The 19265-nt window shown below is 61.3% G+C and carries 17 protein-coding genes and 1 tRNA gene; 3 read left to right on the forward strand and 15 right to left on the reverse strand.

What is annotated here, in order from left to right; translation table 11 throughout:
- Positions 1-15: 15 nt before the first annotated feature.
- The 15 genes from ACCD05_RS00180 to ACCD05_RS00250 all read right to left on the reverse strand — a co-directional run bounded on the left by ACCD05_RS00180 (position 16) and on the right by ACCD05_RS00250 (position 15299).
- The gene (locus ACCD05_RS00180; RefSeq protein WP_413390412.1) at positions 16-1041 is read right to left on the reverse strand and encodes a DNA polymerase III subunit delta'; all 1026 of its coding nucleotides are present in this window, start codon (positions 1039-1041) and stop codon (positions 16-18) included.
- Complete coding sequence (gene tmk, locus ACCD05_RS00185) at positions 1034-1729, reverse strand: dTMP kinase (RefSeq protein WP_413390414.1); 696 nt, start codon at positions 1727-1729, stop codon at positions 1034-1036. Before tmk ends, ACCD05_RS00180 begins: the two co-directional genes overlap by 8 nt.
- A gap of 142 nt (positions 1730-1871) precedes the next feature.
- Positions 1872-3083: a D-alanyl-D-alanine carboxypeptidase family protein gene (locus ACCD05_RS00190; protein ID WP_413390416.1), complete on the reverse strand. Its 1212-nt coding sequence runs from the start codon at positions 3081-3083 to the stop codon at positions 1872-1874.
- A 42-nt stretch (positions 3084-3125) separates the two neighbouring features.
- Positions 3126-4226, reverse strand: coding sequence for a septal ring lytic transglycosylase RlpA family protein (locus ACCD05_RS00195; RefSeq protein ID WP_413390418.1), 1101 nt, complete (start codon positions 4224-4226; stop codon positions 3126-3128).
- A gap of 238 nt (positions 4227-4464) precedes the next feature.
- The gene (locus ACCD05_RS00200; protein ID WP_413390420.1) at positions 4465-5127 is read right to left on the reverse strand and encodes an outer membrane protein; all 663 of its coding nucleotides are present in this window, start codon (positions 5125-5127) and stop codon (positions 4465-4467) included.
- Between the two features lie 144 nt (positions 5128-5271).
- Positions 5272-6747 carry a pyridoxal phosphate-dependent decarboxylase family protein gene (locus ACCD05_RS00205; protein WP_413390422.1) on the reverse strand — a complete coding sequence of 492 codons (1476 nt, stop codon included), beginning with the start codon at positions 6745-6747 and terminating at the stop codon, positions 5272-5274.
- Positions 6747-8258 carry a hypothetical protein gene (locus tag ACCD05_RS00210; RefSeq protein WP_413390424.1) on the reverse strand — a complete coding sequence of 504 codons (1512 nt, stop codon included), beginning with the start codon at positions 8256-8258 and terminating at the stop codon, positions 6747-6749. The genes ACCD05_RS00205 and ACCD05_RS00210 overlap by 1 nt, the downstream gene beginning before the upstream one ends.
- 53 nt (positions 8259-8311) lie before the next feature.
- Positions 8312-9619, reverse strand: a complete 1308-nt coding sequence (locus ACCD05_RS00215) for an ATP-grasp domain-containing protein (protein WP_413390426.1) — start codon at positions 9617-9619, stop codon at positions 8312-8314.
- Between the two features lie 262 nt (positions 9620-9881).
- Positions 9882-10265 carry a response regulator gene (locus ACCD05_RS00220; protein ID WP_111561491.1) on the reverse strand — a complete coding sequence of 128 codons (384 nt, stop codon included), beginning with the start codon at positions 10263-10265 and terminating at the stop codon, positions 9882-9884.
- A 17-nt stretch (positions 10266-10282) separates the two neighbouring features.
- On the reverse strand, positions 10283-10879 hold the full coding sequence (locus ACCD05_RS00225) for a tyrosine-protein phosphatase (RefSeq protein WP_413391037.1): 597 nt from the start codon (positions 10877-10879) through the stop codon (positions 10283-10285).
- A gap of 251 nt (positions 10880-11130) precedes the next feature.
- On the reverse strand, positions 11131-12810 hold the full coding sequence (locus tag ACCD05_RS00230) for a phosphoethanolamine transferase (protein ID WP_413390429.1): 1680 nt from the start codon (positions 12808-12810) through the stop codon (positions 11131-11133).
- Positions 12811-13060: 250 nt separating this feature from the next.
- A complete protein-coding gene (locus tag ACCD05_RS00235) occupies positions 13061-13642 on the reverse strand; it encodes a dual specificity protein phosphatase family protein (protein WP_081993033.1) in 582 nt (193 codons plus the stop codon).
- A gap of 199 nt (positions 13643-13841) precedes the next feature.
- Positions 13842-13931 (reverse strand) — tRNA-Ser (locus ACCD05_RS00240).
- A gap of 185 nt (positions 13932-14116) precedes the next feature.
- A complete protein-coding gene (locus tag ACCD05_RS00245) occupies positions 14117-14323 on the reverse strand; it encodes a hypothetical protein (RefSeq protein ID WP_018899881.1) in 207 nt (68 codons plus the stop codon).
- Between the two features lie 694 nt (positions 14324-15017).
- Entirely contained in the window at positions 15018-15299 is a 282-nt protein-coding gene (locus ACCD05_RS00250; RefSeq protein WP_018899882.1) for a hypothetical protein, read from the reverse strand.
- A gap of 218 nt (positions 15300-15517) precedes the next feature.
- Here ACCD05_RS00250 and ACCD05_RS00255 point away from each other — a divergent pair, with 218 nt between their 5' ends.
- From ACCD05_RS00255 to trpC, 3 genes are read left to right on the forward strand one after another with little or no spacing between them, the layout of a single operon-like run.
- The gene (locus ACCD05_RS00255) at positions 15518-17410 is read left to right on the forward strand and encodes a SurA N-terminal domain-containing protein (protein ID WP_413390432.1); all 1893 of its coding nucleotides are present in this window, start codon (positions 15518-15520) and stop codon (positions 17408-17410) included.
- A gap of 15 nt (positions 17411-17425) precedes the next feature.
- Positions 17426-18442 (forward strand): anthranilate phosphoribosyltransferase, encoded by a 1017-nt coding sequence (gene trpD, locus ACCD05_RS00260; protein WP_413390434.1) that lies wholly within the window; start codon positions 17426-17428, stop codon positions 18440-18442.
- Between the two features lie 9 nt (positions 18443-18451).
- Complete coding sequence (trpC, locus tag ACCD05_RS00265) at positions 18452-19264, forward strand: indole-3-glycerol phosphate synthase TrpC (protein ID WP_413390436.1); 813 nt, start codon at positions 18452-18454, stop codon at positions 19262-19264.
- The last annotated feature ends 1 nt before the right edge of the window (position 19265 follow it).

Genomic DNA, 19265 nt, shown 5'->3' on the forward strand with positions numbered 1-19265 from the left:
CAGGGACTTAACGGATCAAGGTCCGGGCTGCTTGATATCGCCGAGAATGCTCAGAATCGTCTGCTTGCGGTCGAGATTGTAGGCGTCGGAGACCGTCAGGCGCTCGATGATATCGCTGTGTAGGCGTGACAAGCGTTCGGCCTGGGCCACCTGCCCCGCCATCGCCGCAGCCTTCGCCTTGCCCATCAGGTCGTCGCCGAGATGGCCCGCGAAGAACTCGAAGATCGTGTCGCTTTCCTTGCCAGACAGCGCGTCGGCCAGACGGTGCATGGCCTTGCGCGCCGATGGCCCCTGCAAAGTCAGAACCTCGTTGTAGGCCGAAATGATCTCGCCGCCGCCGTAGTTCACCAGCTTCAGCGCTTCACCGACACTGCCATTGGCCGACGCCAGCAGCGATGGGTCGTTCGCGTCCACGCCGAGATGCCCTAGAGCCGAGCGCAGCGCCTCGTCACCGAGCGGCGACAGTTTGAGCGGCAGGCAGCGGGAGCGGATGGTGGGGAGCAGCTTGCCCGGCGCATGCGAGATCAACAGGAACAGCGCACGCTTTGGCGGCTCCTCGAGAATCTTCAGGATGGCGTTGGCGGCACTTCGGTTCATGTCGTCGGCGGGATCGATGATGACGATGCGCCAGTTGCCGGTGCCCGATGTCTGCGAAAAGAAGCGGCCGGCGCGGCGCACTTCATCGACGGTAATCGCCGATTTCACCTTGCCTGTTTTCTCGTCCACCGGGCGGGCGAGATGCAGCAGGTTGTGCGAGGCGCCCGAGTTGATTTGGCGGCTGACGGAGGAATTCGGATCGGGATCGGCGAGGACGTCAGGCGCGCGCTCCGGGTCCGGATGCGACAGGACATGATTGGCGAAACGAAAGGCGAGCGTCGCCTTGCCGATCCCCGACGGCCCTTCCATCAGCAGGGCGTGGTGCCCCTTGCCGGAACGGTAGGACTGCGCGAGGAAGGCTTCGGCGTCTTCATGACCGAAGAGCTTGGTGTTTTCGGGCGGCCAGATCGCGCCGTCGAGAAGGCTCGGGTGCTCGTCACTCATCGATCGCACTCATCGCCGGCTCGGCGACCTTGGGGTCGTCCGCAGGCGCCAGCAACTGGCCGACGATCGAGACGATCTCCGCTGCGATCGCCTCCTCGGTCTGCATGGCGTTGACGACGTGGCAGCGCTCGGGCTCGCGCGAGGCTATGTCGAGGAAAGCTTCGCGGCGCTTTTCGTGGGTTTCGATCTCTTCCTTCTCGAAGCGATCGGGCGCCACGTCGCCGGCAGCACCCCGGCGCTTGGCGCGCTCGAGACCAGCTTTCGCCGGCAGGTCGAGCATCAGCGTGCAATCGGGAACGACGCCGTTGATCGCGACGCGTTGCAGCGTTTCGATGAAATCGGGCTCCAGATTGCCCGTCACGCCCTGGTAGACGCGCGAAGAATCCATGAAGCGATCACAGAGCACGACCTTGCCCTGGCCAAGAGCCGGACGGATGATTTCTTCGACATGATCGTTGCGGGCAGCCGCAAAGAGAATCGCTTCCATGCGCGTTCCAAAGGATTCGGCGGCACCCGAGAGCAGCACGTGGCGTACGGCTTCCGCACCCGGCGAACCGCCCGGCTCGCGCGTGACCACGACCTCATGGCCCTTGGCGCGCAAGGCATCGGCCAGCCGACGGATCTGGGTGGACTTACCAGCGCCCTCACCGCCTTCAAACGTAACGAACAATCCGGTAGCGGATGACAACAATATGTTCCTGCGATCTTGGCCTGCACTCAATCGGCGCCAGCGGCACCTCGTCCGTACATCTAGCCGAAGATGACGGCGAGCGGAACCGCTTCGCGTCGATCTCTCGGCTTTGTCACAAGGTGAAACGCGACTATGGCGATCATGTGGGCTCGGCCGGCTTATCCCAGAGCCAGGAAAACAGCAGCGTTTCGCCGAGCTCCAGCACGGCGTCGACAGCGCGACTGCTGAGAGTGCCCTCCTCGACCGCGGCCTTGGTGTAGAGCGGCACTTCACGCAGCAATCTGCTGCCGGCGAAAAGGCGCAGCGTGCCGACTTCGCGGTCCGCTTCGACCGGTGCCGGCAGCGGCCAGTGATAGACGATGCGGGCGGCAAGCCGGTCGGGATTGTTGACCGGGATGTAAACGCTGATCGGGCTTTTCGCGACAAGCTCGACGCTGCGCGATGCGCCGCCATAGACGCTCGCGGTGCCGATGACTTCGTTTTCCGCGAAAAGCTGGCGGATTTCGAAAGCACTGAGGCCCCATTCGAGCACGCGCTTGGCTTCCTCGGTACGCTCCTTGTCGGATCCGATACCGCCGAGCGTCATGAACAGGCGACGGCCGTTGCGCTCGGCCGACGCAACGATCGAATAGCCCTCGCCTTCGGCAAAGCCTGTCGCCAGACCGTCGACGCCGAGACCAAAGCCGAGCAGCGGGTTGCGGTTACGCTGGAAAATCTTGTTCCACTCGAAATCCGGCTGCGCGAAGTAGGGATAATATGCCGGGTAGCCCTGTTGCAGGCGCTCGGCCAGCGCGACCATATCGAAGGCCGTGGTCTTGCTCTTGCCGTCGGGAAGTCCGGTGGAGTTGGCGAAGAGCGAGTGCTGCATGCCGAGCGTCTTCGCGCGTCGCGTCATGCTCTCAGCGAAAGCCGGCTCGCCGCCGCTCATGCCTTCGGCGAGAATGATGCAGCTGTCGTTGGCGCCCTGGATGGCGATCCCGCGCACCAGATCCTCGACACGCACATTGGATTTCAGCGCCGCGAACATGGTCGCGGTGCGCGACGGCGCGCCGCCGGTGCGCCAGGCAAATTCGGAGACGGGATATTGGGTATCGAGCGTGATCTGCTTGCTGGTCAACGCATCGAAGACGAGCTCGACCGTCATCAGCTTGGCAAGCGAGGCCGGCGAGAATGTCTGGTGTTCGTTCTTGGCAAGCAGGACCGTGCCGGTCGATGCTTCGACCATATAGGCCTGCGCGGCCTTGGTGACGAACGACTGATTGGTGTCGGCGGGCGCTGCCATGGCATCGGTCGCAACGGCCTGAGCCAGCGGCAACAGGCAGACACAGAGACGAAGCATATGTTTCAGCATCGAAACCCTCATCGATCCGGCCCCGAAGGACCTCGGAAACACTTACTTCAGCGCAGCCTTTGCTGCCTTCTGACGCTTGAATGATGCCAAAATGCTGTCTTCGGTCAAGCCGTCATTGCGAACCATGACCGCGTCAAAGGCGAGATCGACCGTCACGGTCTTTACGCCCTCTTCCTGGTAGCCCATGGCCATCGATCCCTGCTGCCAGCCATAGGGGCGCTCGTAGGGATAGGGTCCGATCTCGGGCAGCACGACCATCTCGCCAAACGAGGCCGGCGCAGCATTGTCGAAGGACGGTGCGCGCAGCGGTGTCGGAACCGGAGCGGCGTTGTAAGGCGCGCTCGGAGTCGAGCCGGCATAGGAGGTCGCGGAGCGCGGAACCGGTACGCTATCGGCCGCAGGCGGCGTGAAGCCGCCGAAGCTCTGGATCTCGTCGCGCGTGATGCGCTTGCTGTTGGAGGCAACCATGACGCCGGTGGCGATCTGGCCCTCGCCCGGATAGACGCCAGGAATGCGGCTGCCCTTCGGCACGTAGGAGGCCATCAGATACGGCATGTCGTGGCCATCCATGCGGGCCTTGCCGACATACTGCACGCGCACATTGCCGGTACCGCTGTGCTGGAGATCGAGCAGATCGGCCGTCTTGTTCGAGAGGTCGATGATGCGACCTTCATGATAAGGACCGCGGTCGTTGACGCGCACGATGATGGACGAGCCGTTTTCGACGTTGGTGACGCGCGCATAGCTCGGCAGCGGAAATGTCGGATGCGCGGCGGAAATGTGCATCTGATCGTAGACTTCACCATTGGCCGTCAGGCGGCCGTGGAAAGCCGAGCCGTACCAGGAAGCGATGCCGACCTTGTTGTAGGAGAAATCCTCTTTCGGGAAATAGGTCTTGCCCTTGACGACATAGGGATTGCCAACGATGTAGCGACCGCCGCCCTTCGGAATATTGTTGCCGGTGGCGACGCGCGGGCTCGCCTTGACGCCATATTCCGACTCGGCAAAATATTCCTTGCCGTGTGTGCGCTTGGCCGTCGTCGTGGGTGCCGTTCCGCAAGCGGTCACCGTCGCACAGATAAGCGACAAGCCTACCCACCGCATTGGTGTCGCAAGTGCCGCCGCCCCGAAGTCTCGTCTCATATGTCCCACGCCGCTCAAGACCGTTATGGCTTAAAGTCCGCCTATTCAGGCAAAACAAGCCGTACCGCCATCAACCTAACGAGACTTTAATCATGCGACCTTCGCGGCGAATTTGCGAAAGCTTTCGCCGAGATAGAGACAATTCTAATGAATATGGTTAATGGATCGCTAAATTAATGAAGCGATCCAGCACATCCATGACCTCTGCGACAGCGCGGACTGGCTGCCGGCCGGACCATCAGAAGTGAAACGAGACACCCAGGTTAACGGCGTTCGTGATGATGTTGGTCTTCAGACTGTCGCCGCTATCGATTGGCACGTTCACGCGGGAATATGTTCCCTTGTACTCGACGAAGGTCGACCAACGGTCGGTGATGCGGAAATCCACACCGGCCTGGGCCTGGAACGTCACGCCGCCGAACTCGTAATCGAAGGTCTTGCCCTGCGGGCGTGTTACTTCCACGTGTGGAATGTTGACGCCGACGCCGGCGCCGACATAGGGCGTCCAGCGCTGGCCTTCGATCGGGAAGCGATAGAGGGCGTTCGCCGTCAAGAGGTTCAGCCCATCGGTGAATTCGAAGTGCGACCAGCCGGATGTCGCCAGCGTCTTTTCGTCGGCATAGACCTTATCGTGGGTGTAATCGATGGAGAGGCCGAGGTTGGGGTGATTGAGGTTCTCGAGCCACCAGGTGACGCGCGCGCCGTAATAGGGCGGCGAGCCGAAGGACTTGCCTTCCCAGCCGGCATTGAAATGCGTGCCGTCGGAGACATCCACGCCGCTGTGCGGTGCCGTCTGGTAGCCACCATAGACGGAGAACTGCAGATCCTCGGCCTTTGCCGGAGCGTAGAGACAGGCAGCGGTAACGAGTGCGTATGTGGAGAGGCGGAATGCGCGGCGCATGAGTGGTCCCCGGGTTGCGATGGCCGGGATATTCGCCGCCGTTTGTAACAGGGCTATTTCAGTAGCACCGCTCGTCTGATTCATTTGCTGCGTCGTGTCTGGAAGACAACAGTGCCCGCGTGGCTACGCTGCCGACGCCTCGGCTCAGGCTCGCGGATATCGGTCGAGGTAATCCGTCAGGATCTTGAGAAAGACGTCGATATCCTCGCTGGTCGTGCGGTGATTGACGATCGCGCAGCGCACCACCAGTTCGCCCTGCAGCGTTGTCCAGGAGGGCACGGCCAGTCCCTGCTCGTGAAGATCAAGCACGAGGTCGCGGATGAAATCGTCGTCAGCGCCACGAATGCCGAAGCAGACGATGTTGAGGCCAACGGGGGCCTTTATCTCGAAGCGCGGATCGCGCTTGAGGCTTGCGGCGAGATAGCGGGCGAGTTCGCAGGTGCGCGCGATGGCATTTCCCATTCGCTCCGCGCCCAGCGTTTCGATCGTCATCCAGGTCTTCAGCGCCCGGAAGCCTCTCGACAGATCGGGGCCGAGGTCGCAAGGCCATGTCTCGCCGGCGGCAAGCCCCCTGCCCGACCGTTGCAAATACGCGGCCGGTTGGGCGAATGCGCGCTTATGCGCGGCGCTGTCGCGAACCAGCAGGAAGCCGGCGTCGTAGGGCACGTGCCCCCATTTGTGGAAGTCGAGCGCGATAGAGGCAGACCGCTCGATGCCCGAAAACAGCTGGCGCATCTCGGGCGACAGCATGGCCAGCGCGCCGATCGCTCCGTCGACATGGAACCAGATATTTTCCGCTTCGGCGAGCTTCGATATCTCCAGGAGAGGATCGATCGCACCGGTGTTCACCGTGCCTGCCGTGCCGACCACCAGAAACGGGAGCAAGCCTTGTGCGCGGTCTTGCGCGATCGCTAAGGCCAGCGCCTCGACGCTCATGCGACCGGCTTCGTCGACCGCGATAGATCTCAGGTTCGCCGAGCCAATGCCGGACAGCTCCATGGCCTGCGCGATGCAGACATGCGCTTGCGAGGATGTGTAGGCCACCAACTGTCGGTCGGCCTTGCGCAATCCGTCCCGCCGCACGCTTCGGCTCAGGGCCTCGGTGCGGGCGATGGTCAGTGCCAGGAAATTGGCCATCGATGAACCGGTGACGAAAAGGCCGCTTGCCGATGAGGGATAGCCAAGCACTTGCGCCATCCATAGGGCGATCTGCTTTTCAACCTCGATGCCAACATGATCGCGGCCGCCGCAATTCATGTTCAAGCCGGCCGCGACCATCTCCGCCACCATGCCGACGGGTGTGCCCGCGCCATGGACCCAGCCCATGAACAGCGGGTGCAGGTTGCCAGTGGCGTGGGGGAAGACATGCGTACGGACATCGTCGAGCACATCGTCGAGCGCACGGGGGTCATCCGGCAGCGCGCGGGCGAACCTGGCACGCGTGTCTGATGGCATCGGCTGCCAGACCGGCTTTTGTCTGACGTTGGCGATATGATCGATGGTGTCGTCGAGCATGCGGTGGGCTGCTTCGCGAAACGCCTGCCAGTCCGTGGGGTCTAGGCTCGTCGATTTCTCCAGATCCGGCCCTTCCGGCATGTCCGTCTTCGCAATCCGTGACATCACAGCTCTCGATCAGCCCGGGAGACGGCGGCCCATTTCTCGAACACGACGTCGAGATCGTCGGCGATCGGACGCATCGCCTTTTCCATGGTGTCGCCGCCGGCCAATCTATCGGACACGGCATTGATATCGATCGCCGAGGCCGCGACCCTAAGGATCGTGCGGGCACCGAGATTGACCGCCTGCCCGACGTGGCAGACCGGTCCAATGTCGTTCTCGCGGAGCGCCAGATGGATCCTTTGCGCCTGCGCAAGCGACGCGAAGCCATTGTCGTCGGCAGTCATGGTCAAGGGGAAGATGGCGCGATCGACGATGTGGTCGCCTTCGTCATCGGGATGGATCAAGACGCCTTCAACATGCTCGGCGCGGGCGCGTACGAGGTCGGCGAAGGCCTGCTTGATCCGGCGCTGAACGGCGGCATCGATTGCGGCCAACGGTTCCAGCTGCTCGAGCGCGGCAACCCACCTCAGGCCCAGACCAAGATTGAAGTGTGATCCGAATTGCTGGTCATTGCCGCCGCGCAGACGCGCCGGCCAATCATGAAGGGCCGTGTAGTCGGATAGCCCCGGCGCAAGTGCCTGTTTCGTGGCAAGTTCCTCGACAAGCGCCGGCGGTACAGCAAGCGCGCCCGCGAAGGGCGGTCCGGCTAGGAACTTCGAGCCGGTCACCGCGACGAGAAAACCGTCGGCGATATCCCTGGCGAGCGTGGCGGCGCTGCAGCGAAACTGGCAGGCATCGACAAGAATACGAACACGTCCGGGCGCGCGCGCTGATATATACCGAGCAGCCTGTCGCGAGACGCCGGTCAGGCCTGTCTTCGACGTATCAAGAACATGGACGAGAACATCCCTGTCGCGCTTCAGCGCGTCCTCGGCAAGCGATATGACGTCGGCATCGACGTCGTCGGGGTTTCGCGCCTGGCCCGTCGCGTTGCGGATCGCCACCGTCTGCACTTCGACGCGATCGGCGGTGATGCCGGCGAGCATCTCGCCCGCACTGACCGTGTGCCCCAGCGCCGTCACATTCGCAAAATGGCTTCCACCGGCGGCGCGCGGTACGCCGCTTCCGGTTTCTTCAGGCGCGATGAGGATGTTGGTGATCGGGCGTGGCGACAGCGAAAGCATCAGGCCGAGCGCGAGAAGCTCCACATCCGTTCCGGATGCAGCAAGCACAATGCCGCTCTCGTCGCATCCGATGTTGCGGCCGATACGGCCACGGATTTCGGCGAACCATTCGTCGATGGCGACAGCGGTGGCGCCGTCCACGCCGAACAGCCGCTTCAGCTGGTGTCCAGCAGCGGTGACGCCCTGCGGCGAGACGTTGCTCGCGGTCGTGGACGCGAAGGAAATCTCGTCCTTGGCCGCAGTGGTGCGGGTTCCGTATCGATTACGGCCGGTTGCTGCATTCGGCCAGATACGGCTGTCGCCGCCGGCCGCGAACAGAAGCGACAGCGTGTGGTCGATACTGGCCGCGCCCAGCTTGTGCCGGTAATCAGGAACAAGTTCGGACATCGTCCTGGCAGCGAATATGTCGTCTCCGGATCTGGTGGCCCTCGATGCTGCGATCACAGCGCTTCCACAAGCGACACGGCGCCTGCCTGATTGGAGCCGTGCGCCTGCTGGCCTCGTAGAGGTTTGGCCTGCCCGGCGCGGCTGCCCAGCGCATCTTCGAACGCCGCAAATAGCGTTGCCATTGCCTGTTTCTTGTAGGGAAAGACGGTCTCGGAATCCATCGAATGGACGATCATCGCCACGTCTGCCTCAAACAGCAGCAGGCGTCCGTCCGATAGCTCGGCGCAATCGATGGCGAAGTAGTCGAGGCCCAGGCGGCGGTGCAGCGCTGCAAACGCGTCGGCGTGCCTTACGGCGAAATCGGTCTGGAAATCCGCCATCCACGACGCCTCCTCCAGCCGACGCTCCGCATGCTCCGCCATGCCGGCGCTGAGATAGTGCACCATCCAGTGATCGGAAATCGCGAGGTGGCTCGCATAGGGCTTGCCATCGATGACCGCGATGCGCTGCTTGCGAAACTTGCCGTCCTCGTCGCTGTAATCGATGAAGGGGGCAATGTAGAACTCGGCTTCCGGGCGGCTGGTGAGATAAGCGGCAATCTCATCGGCAGAGCCGATCTTGTCCATTCCGTGACCGGCGTGGGTGCCGATCGGGCGAAGGATGATCGGGAAGGATGTCAGTCCGTCGATCAAATTGATCGAGAGCAACCCCGCTGAGAGATCAACGAGCGTCTGACGAGCGATGCGCGTCGTCAGCGGAGCGAGAATGGCGGGCTCGTTGCGGAAGGCTTCGGCCACGCCCTCGCGCGACAGGTCGATGACCCGGCGCGGCGCATTGTTCACGATTGGGCCGGTCCAGCTTGCCAGCAGTCGCTCAAGGTTTTCCAGCACGGCCAGATTTTCGGGCGACTCGCCGACCGCGACGAAGGCCACGTCATGCTCCGGCATATCGTTCAGATCAGCCGTCAACTCATCGACGTAGTGGAGGAGGATGTTCGCATTGGAGCTCTCCAGCAGGAACTCGATCGGCGTGTTGGCCATGAAGTCGCCGCGGGTGGCGATCACGAGGACGCGAAGGCCCGACCCGCTGCCGTTGCGAATATGGTATTTGCGGCTCATCTCCAGCGCGCCCTTCTGGGTGATGGCGGCTTCGTGGCTCTTGCCTAGCGTTTGCAGGATAATCGCGAGATCCATGAAGGCGCCCGCATCGGAGACATCGGCGGATACCCGCGCCATCAGCGCATCCCAATAAGGCGAGATGTCCTTGCCCTCATAGACCGTGCGAACGATCGCCGCCTTGCCAGCTATTGCGTGCAGGTCTTCAAGTTCGTGGATCTGGGCGGCGGCAGTTTTCACGGGCATCAACTCCATATGAACCGGCTTGATCGACCGCGGCGTGACTCACCGCGACATCACCGGTTGGCAAATATTCGAGTTCACTTTTGTGCCTGGTTGCTTGCGTGGGCCTTGCTGTTCAGGTCGATCGGTAAGCACAAATCGCCGCAGCGCCGCTGGAGACCAAGGGGCGTGGCCATGCCTATTCAATTGGCGGCGTGATGGAGAAGATGCGTGTCGCGCGAACGCACTCGGCCCAAGGCTCGGCGTTCCAAGGATTCGATCAGAATCAAGCCGGACGTCGCTCGGCCATAGGGTGGCTGCGGGTAACGGACTGAATGCGCAGATCAAGATCAGACAGGCCGAAGGGCTTCACCAGATAGTCCGTAGCACCGCAAGTAAAGCCCTCGACCTGATCGGAGACCTGATCATGCGCGGTAAGAATGATGATCGGGACATTGTTGGCACGGCCGCGCAAGCGGCGCAGCAAAGACAGTCCGCTGCCATCGGGAAGGCGCAAATCGAGCAGGACCAGGCCGTATTCGCCGCTATCGACGGCGCGGGTCGCGTCGGCAAGCGTCAGGCACCATTCCACCGAATAGCCATTTGCCGAAACATGGTCGCAAACGGCATCTCCGAGGATCGCGTTATCTTCGACCAACAACACATTCATGACCGCGCGCCTTCCGCCTAGCCAGCGCCACCAGTGATCTGGGTGCTTTCCGCCTGGGCGTCGCGAACCGGCGCCGGAATTGGAGCCGGTACCTTGTCGAGCCCGTAGTGCTTCTCGAGGTTCGTCCAGCTCTGGTCCATGGCATAGGCCGACGACAGCTTGGGAATGCCCACATGCCCGAACGCGAAGGACAGCTGGCGCTCGGCGACATCTTCCTTCACGTTGGCAATCTGCTGGCTATAGAGCACGGAGGCCAAGCCGGTCCTGTCGGCACCGGAAAGGCAGTGGACCAGGATCGGTTTTGGAGCGTCGCGCATGATGGCGACGAGGCGGTCCGCCTTTTCGGTGGTGAGAATTCTGGATGCCGACATACCGAAATCGATATGCTCAACACCCAGCCGCTCCGACACGGCGACTTCTTCCGCCCACCATTTCGCGTGTCCGCTGTCACCGCGCAAGTTGATCACGGTCTTGATGCCGTGCTCGCGGATATAGCGTTCCAGCTGAGACGGAGATGGCTGCGCCGAACGGTAGAACTGGCCAGCCACGACAGTATGAAAATTCCCGGTAAACTGGAGATAACCGACATAGCCGGCGAGTGTCAGGCCCGTCAAAAGTATCAGGCCGCCGAAAATCTTTACAGGGCGGGCGATCCGGACTCGCTTCAGTGCGCGCAAGAGTATCTCCTAAGTAATATCGAAGAGAGTTGCTCTATGGCTTGGGCTGCTGACAACAACCTGAAGCGGAAATGACATTATTGCGACATCGGCGGTTCGCCGGCGAAGAAGACGCGGACGCGCGGCCAAGGTCGCGCATAACATGCGACCGGGGCCTTTCAGCCCCGGTTATCAAAAACGATCTGATTTCAGTTGACGCCGACCGCGGAGCTCACACTGGCGACATGGGAATCCCCCTTCCGGCAACTGGAAAACACGTCCAGCGCGGGGTCATACACCTTGGTCGAAACATCCATCAGGCCGAGCAGGCTATGGAAGATATTGTCGTGCGAGGTCGTCTTGTTGGCGTTGCTCGCCAGGCACGCCATGTCGAAGCCAGCCGACGCCTGGAGATCGTCGGAGAGCCATACCAGAAATGGCACGTGGGTCTGCTGGATCGGCGCAACGACATAGGGCGTACCGTGCAGATAGAGCCCATTCTCGCCCAGCGATTCACCATGGTCGGAGACGTAGACCACGGAGCCCGCAACGGTATCGGACCGCTTCTTCAGCTTATCGATAACCGTCGACACGATATGATCCGTGTAAAGGACCGTATTGTCATAGGCATTGCGGATCTCTTCCGGCGAGCAGCTTCCGAAATCGTTGGCGCGGCAATCCGGCTGGAAGCGGCGGAACTCCTCGGGATAGCGGGCATAATATGCCGGGCCATGACTGCCGAGCTGATGAAGCACCAGCACGCTATCGCCCTTTACCTTGTCGAGCCAGCCGTCAATCTTGTCCAGGAGGATCGCATCGAGGCATTCGCCGTCCTTGCAGAATCTCGGATCGGCCGAATCCGGCAGGAATTCGTAGGGTACCCGGTCGGTGACGTGGTAGCTGCCGGTGTCGTTGTCGAGCCATGAAACGGAAACGTTCGCATGTCCGAGAACGTCGAGAACATTCTCCGTCTCCAGCCCCTTGCGATGCGTGTAGGCCGTTCTCGGATACACAGAAAACAGGCATGGGATCGAGATCGCCGTTGCGGTTCCACAGCTGCTCGTGTTGGGGAAATAGACGACATTCTGCTTCGCCAGCTCGGGATTGGTATCGCGCGTATAGCCGCCGAGCGCAAAATCCTGGGCACGGGCCGTTTCGCCGGCGACCATGATGAGGACCCGCGGCTTGGTGGTTGCGGTCGTGTTGACACGATGGGCATCCGCGCCAAGCGGCTGCGCGACGATGTTGGCGTCCTGCCCCGACGAAATTGCGAAGCGCACGGCGCTGGTGATCGGCACAAACGGGTTGAGCGTGTCGAGAATATCCTTGTGAGCGCGCCCGACGCCCGCGAAGGTCCGGTAGTCACCAATGCCGATTGCCGCGAAAACGGCCGTGCAGGCAAGGATAACGGCCGTGTTGTGCGCCAGCTTCCCGAGGATCGGCCGGTGCCGAATGCGGACCCAAAGGATGAGCAGCGACGGCACGATACCGGTCAGAAAGATATGCCATGCAAACCGGCCGGTAATCAGGTGCCCAGCTTCGGCACCGGTCGACACGACGGCGTTGCGGATCATTTCCTTGTCAACAATGACGCCGAACGAATCGGTAAACCACGATGCGGCGGACGCCACGATCACGAAGAAGATCAGGAACGGCTTGGTGATGTATTTCGCGGAGAAGAAGGTGACTACGCCGAGGCTCGCCGCCGCGATGCCGATCACGAAGATCGAGAAGCCGAAGCGATCGGCAGCAAAATAGCCGAAGGCCTTGGACCAGAAGGTTTGGTTGGTGACGGCCAGAAGATAAGCGGTCGTCAGCAGGCAGAGCGTGATGCTTCCAATTTCCGGACGAAAAAAGCGTGGTCCGGCTCGATCATTACTGTCGTTCAATTCGATGTCTCCGCAATAGCTGGCGCGGGACACCGTCAAAGCGATGGCCTTATCCCGCCAATGCGTGACGGAATGCCTTTCTTTTCTGACACAAGCCTGAATGCTTCCAGGCTATATGCGATCAACGGAGGCCGCTCCGTGCGCCTGCAGGCGCCGGAGAGGTTTGGAAATGGTGAGTATTTCCTGCATCTCCCCTCCTACGCAGACACAAAATACAGCTTGCAGCCCCTAGCCCGAGTCAGCTTTGCCCTTAGCCCTTGAGGCCATAATGCGTTTCCAACCGATCCCAGCTGACATCCATCGCGTAGACGGACGAAACATGCGGTATGGCGACATGGCCGTAACGCACAGACAGTTGGCGCTCAGCGACATCTTCGCCGACGCCCGCGATCTGCTGGCTATAGATGACCGACACCAGGCCGGTTCGATCGGCACCACTCTGGCAGTGCACGAGGATCGGCTTCGGCGCCGCCTTCATGATGGCGACCAACTGGTCCGCCCGTTCGGGTGTCAGGACGGTACCGGACGACATTGCGAAATCGATGTGCTGGACACCAAGCCGCGCCGCCGTTTCGACCTCGGCATTGTACCACTGCGCGTTCACATTCTCGCCGCGCAGGTTGATGATCGTCTTGATGCCGTGATCGCGGACGTGGCGCTCAAGCTGCGCTGGAGAGAGCTGCGCCGATCGGTAAAACTCTCCATGAACGACGCTGTGAAAATTCCCGCTCAATTGCAGATAGCCGATATAGCCTCCGAACAGGGCGCCTGCGAACAACACGCAGGCGGCGGCTCTCAATAGGATCTTCTTCCGACTGGCGGCGAAACGCATGACGACAAACCTCATTCATCAAAGTGCGAGCGGGACTTTGATGAATGAGCCTGACGGCCACCTGAAAGCTATGCTCAGTGCAAGACCAAGCCCGCCCGAGAGCCGGTCTGCGCACGTGATCGGCAACAAGGGACGAGGTTGCCACCTATGTATTCGGTACGGAGTTTAGCCGCGCGTCCGGGTCGGACCAAAGCGAAATTGGCGGATGGGGTGGGATTCGAACCCACGGTACGGTTCCCCGCACGACGGTTTTCAAGACCGTTGCCTTAAACCACTCGGCCACCCATCCAGCGCACCAATCTGATGGCCCGGCGGCAAAATGCGCGCACCTTGGGTGTCACCAAATCAGGTTTCGAAGGCTTTAAGCTGCTTCGTCGGCACCGTCAACCAGCCCGGCCGCGTCTTCGCGCCGTGATCTCGCATAATGGCGCTGGAGCACGAGCGAAGACGTCGGATGAGCGAAGGAAAAGACGATCAGTGTGCGGTGGTTTTGCGGTTTGCCAGCAGAAGAATGTAATCGTCGGCGGCATCGGCGATCGCCATGGCCACCTCGGCCGCCGCCCAGCCGTTCTTCTGCGCTTCTCTGATAATCTGGTGGAGTGCTGGTTCGACGTCGGCGCGGCAATCGAGCAAACGCTGGTCGTGGTTGGTGTCACTGCGAGCTGACTGAAGATTGATCATCTCTGTTACCCCTCATGTCCAAGGCTGTACCATGACATAGATTGCAGGTTGAGCAAGGGATTGCTGATCAAAACCTAAATTTTGCCAGCGGATGAGGTTTTTCAACGACACTCGCCTAAAGCGATCAGTCATGCAACCTGACCGAAAGTGATGCGAATGGGGTGATAAATATGTTCCATAGTTGGCGATACATCATTGAAAATGATGAAGCATACTTCGGCATCGACAAAACAACCAAGCAACATCTATCGCCCCGTCAAAGTTCTACATAGTATTATCCGAGACAATCGAGATCACATCGCTACCATATTTCCGCTTTTATATTCGAACATATTTTGACTCTATGTATCCTGCTAAATTCGTCTAAAGGTTGATTTTATATAAACCATAAAGCGGCACCAAAATAACATTGCGACCAAAATGGATCATCATGCGAGAGGCTTCCGCTCATCGAGGCGTGCGCCACGTCCAATCACTCCACAATGTGTCGAGTAATTTCATAAAAATCCCCCGGTGGTTGTATTTCACATTTGCGTGATTTCCTGCCTCATGGCGACCATCCGGGTAAGATGATCGGTCAACCAAAGCACAGTTCTCACAAGCGTCTTCTTTGGCGAATTCGGCGTGCCGAAAATCGGATGCAAAAAGGGCCGAGCTCCACAGCCCGGCCCTTTCGATCTCATTTCAGAAAATTCTATCTGCGGCTCATCAGGCCAAACAGGTATGCCACGCCGGCGGTCACCGCGATGGCAAGGATCGGCTCTTCGCGCACCTTGTCGCGAACGCGCTCGGTCAAAACTGAGGCCTCATCTGCAACGGCGGTCTTTGCACCCTGCCCCAGCGCGACAACGCTCTCGGACAAACGCGCCAAATCTTCCCGCAATGCGGCGACCTGCGCGGACAGGTCGTCCGTTGCAATCTCCGCCTTGACGCGCGCGGCTGTGGACTGTGCGGAGGCGGTTTTCATGTCGGCCATTGTTTGCTCCTGTTTCTTGGGGATGCTGCTCAACGAAATAGCGCTGCCAAAGGTTCCGCAGGCGAGCATCTTTTGTCTTCGATCGGCGTCGCGAAACACGGCTGGTATAGCGCAGATGTTTTCGCGCGATAACCCTTCAATTCCTCATGCGTTTGCTCTAAGGAACGTCCAATGCTTTGCCCGCGAACGGGCGAATATAATGCGAGGTTTGCGTTTCGATGTTCGATCTTCTGCGTAGAGCTGCCCGGACCTGGGCGGCCAAGCTCCTGATGCTGCTCCTGGTCGCCTCTTTCGGCATTTGGGGTGTGTCACACTCCCTACTGACCGGCAGCAACAGCACGACCGTGGTTACGGTCGGCGACCAGCAGGTCGACGTCAACGAGTTCCGCCTCGCCTATCAGCGTCAGGTCTCCAACCTCAGCCAGCAGTTCGGCATGCGCCTGACACCTGATCAGGCCCGCGCCTTTGGCGTCGAGCAGCAGGTGATCTCGCAGTTGGTGGCCGGCGCTTCGCTCGACCAGCTCGCCGCCGACATGGGGCTCGGCCTCTCCGAGGATCGTCTTGCCCAGCTGATCGGTGACGATCCGGCGTTCAAGGCCGTCAACGGCCAGTTCGACCGTTCGCTGTTTACCTCACGCCTGCGCAATGCCGGCATCCGCGAAGACGACTATATCAAGGAGCGCAGCAAGGTCGCGGTCCGCAGCCAGATCGTCGACGCGATCTCGAACGGCTTCACGCCTCCGAAGACGCTGGTCGATTCGCTGAAGCTCTACCGCCAGGAAAGCCGCGGCATCGACTACCTGCTGCTGACCAACGCCAATATCGAGCCGATCAAGGCGCCGGCTGACGACGTTCTCGCAAAGTGGTTCGAAGGCGCCAAGGCGCGCTATCGTGCGCCCGAGTATCGCAAGTTCACCTATCTGAAACTGCAGCCGGCCGACATCGCCGATGCCGGAACGGTGACCGACGATCAGATCCGCGAAGACTTCGAGAAGCGCAAGGACGCCTATCGCACGCCGGAAAGCCGCACGATCGAGCAGCTGACCTTCCAGAACAAGGATCTCGCCAACGCGGCCGCCAATGCGCTGAAGACAGGCACGACCTTCGACCAGCTGGTGACCGACCAGGGCAAGACGGCCAACGACGTCATGCTCGGCGAATTCACCAAGGACAAGGTTCCCGACCAGTCCGTTGCCGACGCGGCCTTCGCGGTTTCCCGCAACGGCGGCACCTCGCCCGTCGTCGACGGCAGCTTCGGCCCGGTTATCCTACGTATCACCAACATCAAGTCGGAGAGCGCCAAGAGCTTCGACGAGGTCAAGGAAGACCTGCGCAAGCAGCTCGCCGTCGCCAATGCATCGCAGCAGATGATCACCGTTCACGATCAGATCGAAGACCTGCGCAGCTCCGGCTCGACGCTCGACCAGATCGCCACGCAGCTGAAGCTCAGGGCCGTGACCATCGACGCCGTCGATGCAACGGGCCTGGACAAGGCCGGCAACGAGGTCAAGGACATCCCGGAAAAGCAGCAGGTGCTGGGCGCGGTGTTCCGTGCCGAAGCTGGCGCTGATATCCCGTCGCTGTCGATCGGTACGGATGGCTATCTGTGGTTTGCTCTCGGCGACATCACGCCCGAGCGCGACCGTCCGCTTGCCGAAGTTCACGACAAGGCCGTTGCCGACTGGACCGCCGAACAGCAGAAGATGGAACTCGCCAAGAAGGCGGACGAGCTGAAGCAGCAGGCCCAGAAGGGTACCTCGCTCGCTGATATCGCCGCACCGCTTGGCATTCAGGTCGAGAGCAAGAGCGGGATCACCCGCGGCATGGACGACGTGGTTCTTGGCACTGGTGGCGTCAACGCCTCCTTCTCCGGCCCGATCGACACGATCGCGACCGCTATCGGCGCCGATCCGACGACACAGATCCTGATGAAGGTGACCGAAGTGAACACCGAGCCAACAGGCGACGTGCTTGCTAACCAGGACCAGCAGATCAACGCGATCGCGAACGCCGCCGGCGACGACATCCTGGACCAGATGGTCTCCCTGCTGCAGACGCAGTATGGCGTGTCGATCAACCAGCAGCTCGCCGAACAGGCAGCCTCGCGCTAAGGGGAAGATGAACGCATGACCGATCTGAAGCCGCTCCTGGCGAAGGCCGCAAGCCGCGAACCTCTGACACGTGAGGAGGCCCGCGAGGCCTTCGACATCCTGATGTCCGGCCAGGCGACGCCCTCTCAGATCGGCGGCTTTCTGATGGCGCTGCGCGTTCGCGGCGAGACGGTCGACGAGATCGTCGGCGCCGTCACGACCATGCGCTCGAAGATGCTGACGGTGGAAGCGCCAGCCGATGCCATCGACATTGTCGGCACCGGCGGTGACGCCAGCGGCACCTACAACATCTCGACGCTGGCGGCCCTGATCGTCGCCGGCGCCGGTGTGCCCGTTGCCAAGCACGGCAACCGGGCGCTCAGCTCCAAATCGGGTGCTGCCGACAGCCTTGCCGCGCTGGGCGTCAAGCTCGACGTTACGCCCGAGGTCATCTCGCGCTGCATTCGCGAAGCCGGCGTTGGCTTCATGTTCGCGCAGCAGCACCATTCGGCGATGCGCCATGTCGGCCCGTCGCGCGTCGAACTCGGCACGCGCACGATCTTCAACGTTCTCGGCCCGCTCTCCAATCCGGCCGGCGTTCGCCGCCAGCTGCTCGGCGTCTACTCGTCGCAGCTCGTCATGCCGATTGCCGAAGTGATGCGCGATCTCGGCTCCGAGAGCGTCTGGGTCGTGCACGGCGACGGCCTCGATGAAATCACCACCACCGGCAAGACCAGCGTCGCGGCGCTTGAGAACGGCAAGATCAGAAGCTTCGAGCTGTCGCCTAGCGACTTCGGCGTCGAGACTGTCGAGCTTCAGGCGATCAAGGGCGGCGATGGGATCGTAAACGCGGCTGCGCTGCGCGATGTGCTGAGCGGCGCGAAGAACGCCTACCGCGATATCGCGCTTGCCAACGCCGCCGCATCGCTCGTGATCGCCGGCAAGGCGGAAACACTGCACGACGGCATGCGGCTTGCCGCGCAGTCGCTCGACAGCGGCGCCACCGCGGGTGCGCTCGACAAACTTGTCGCCGTATCCAACGACCTCGACTAGGATTGCGACATGACCGACATTCTGCAGAAGATCGAACTCTACAAGCGCGAAGAGATCGCGGCGGCAAAGGCCAAGGTTTCGCTCGCCGATCTGAAGGCGATGCAGCAGGACCAGACCGCGCCGCGCGGTTTTTACAAGGCGCTGGTCTCCAAGCGCGATGCGGGCCAGTTCGGCCTGATTGCCGAGATCAAGAAGGCAAGCCCGTCCAAGGGACTGATCCGTCCGGATTTCGATCCGCCGGCTCTGGCAAAGGCTTACGAGCTTGGCGGCGCGGCTTGTCTGTCGGTACTCACGGACACGCCGAGCTTTCAGGGCGCGCCCGAGTTTCTGATGGCAGCGCGGGCGGCGTGCAAGCTGCCGGCCCTGCGCAAGGATTTCATGTTCGAGACCTATCAGGTGCAGGAAGCCCGTGCCTGGGGCGCGGATTGCATTCTCCTGATCATGGCTTCGCTCTCCGACAGCGATGCGGAGCGGCTGCAGGACGAGGCTTTCGGGCTCGGCATGGATGTGCTCGTCGAGGTACACGACGCCGAAGAGATGGAACGGGCGCTGAAGCTCTCCTCGCCGCTGGTCGGAATCAACAACCGCAACCTGAGGACCTTCGAGGTCAGCCTCACGGTCAGCGAGGAACTGTCGGCCATGGTGCCGGATGACCGGCTGCTGGTCGGCGAGAGCGGCATCTTCACGCATGAGGATTGCAAGCGGCTGCAGGCTTTCGGCATCAACACTTTCCTGGTTGGCGAGAGCCTGATGCGCAAGGACGATGTGACGGCGGCCACGCAGGCGCTGCTGTTCGGCCAGGCCTCGCTGGCGGCCGAATAAG

Origin of the sequence: Rhizobium sp. Rhizsp42 (genome assembly GCF_047304155.1) — a bacterium.
Lineage (GTDB): Bacteria > Pseudomonadota > Alphaproteobacteria > Rhizobiales > Rhizobiaceae > Rhizobium.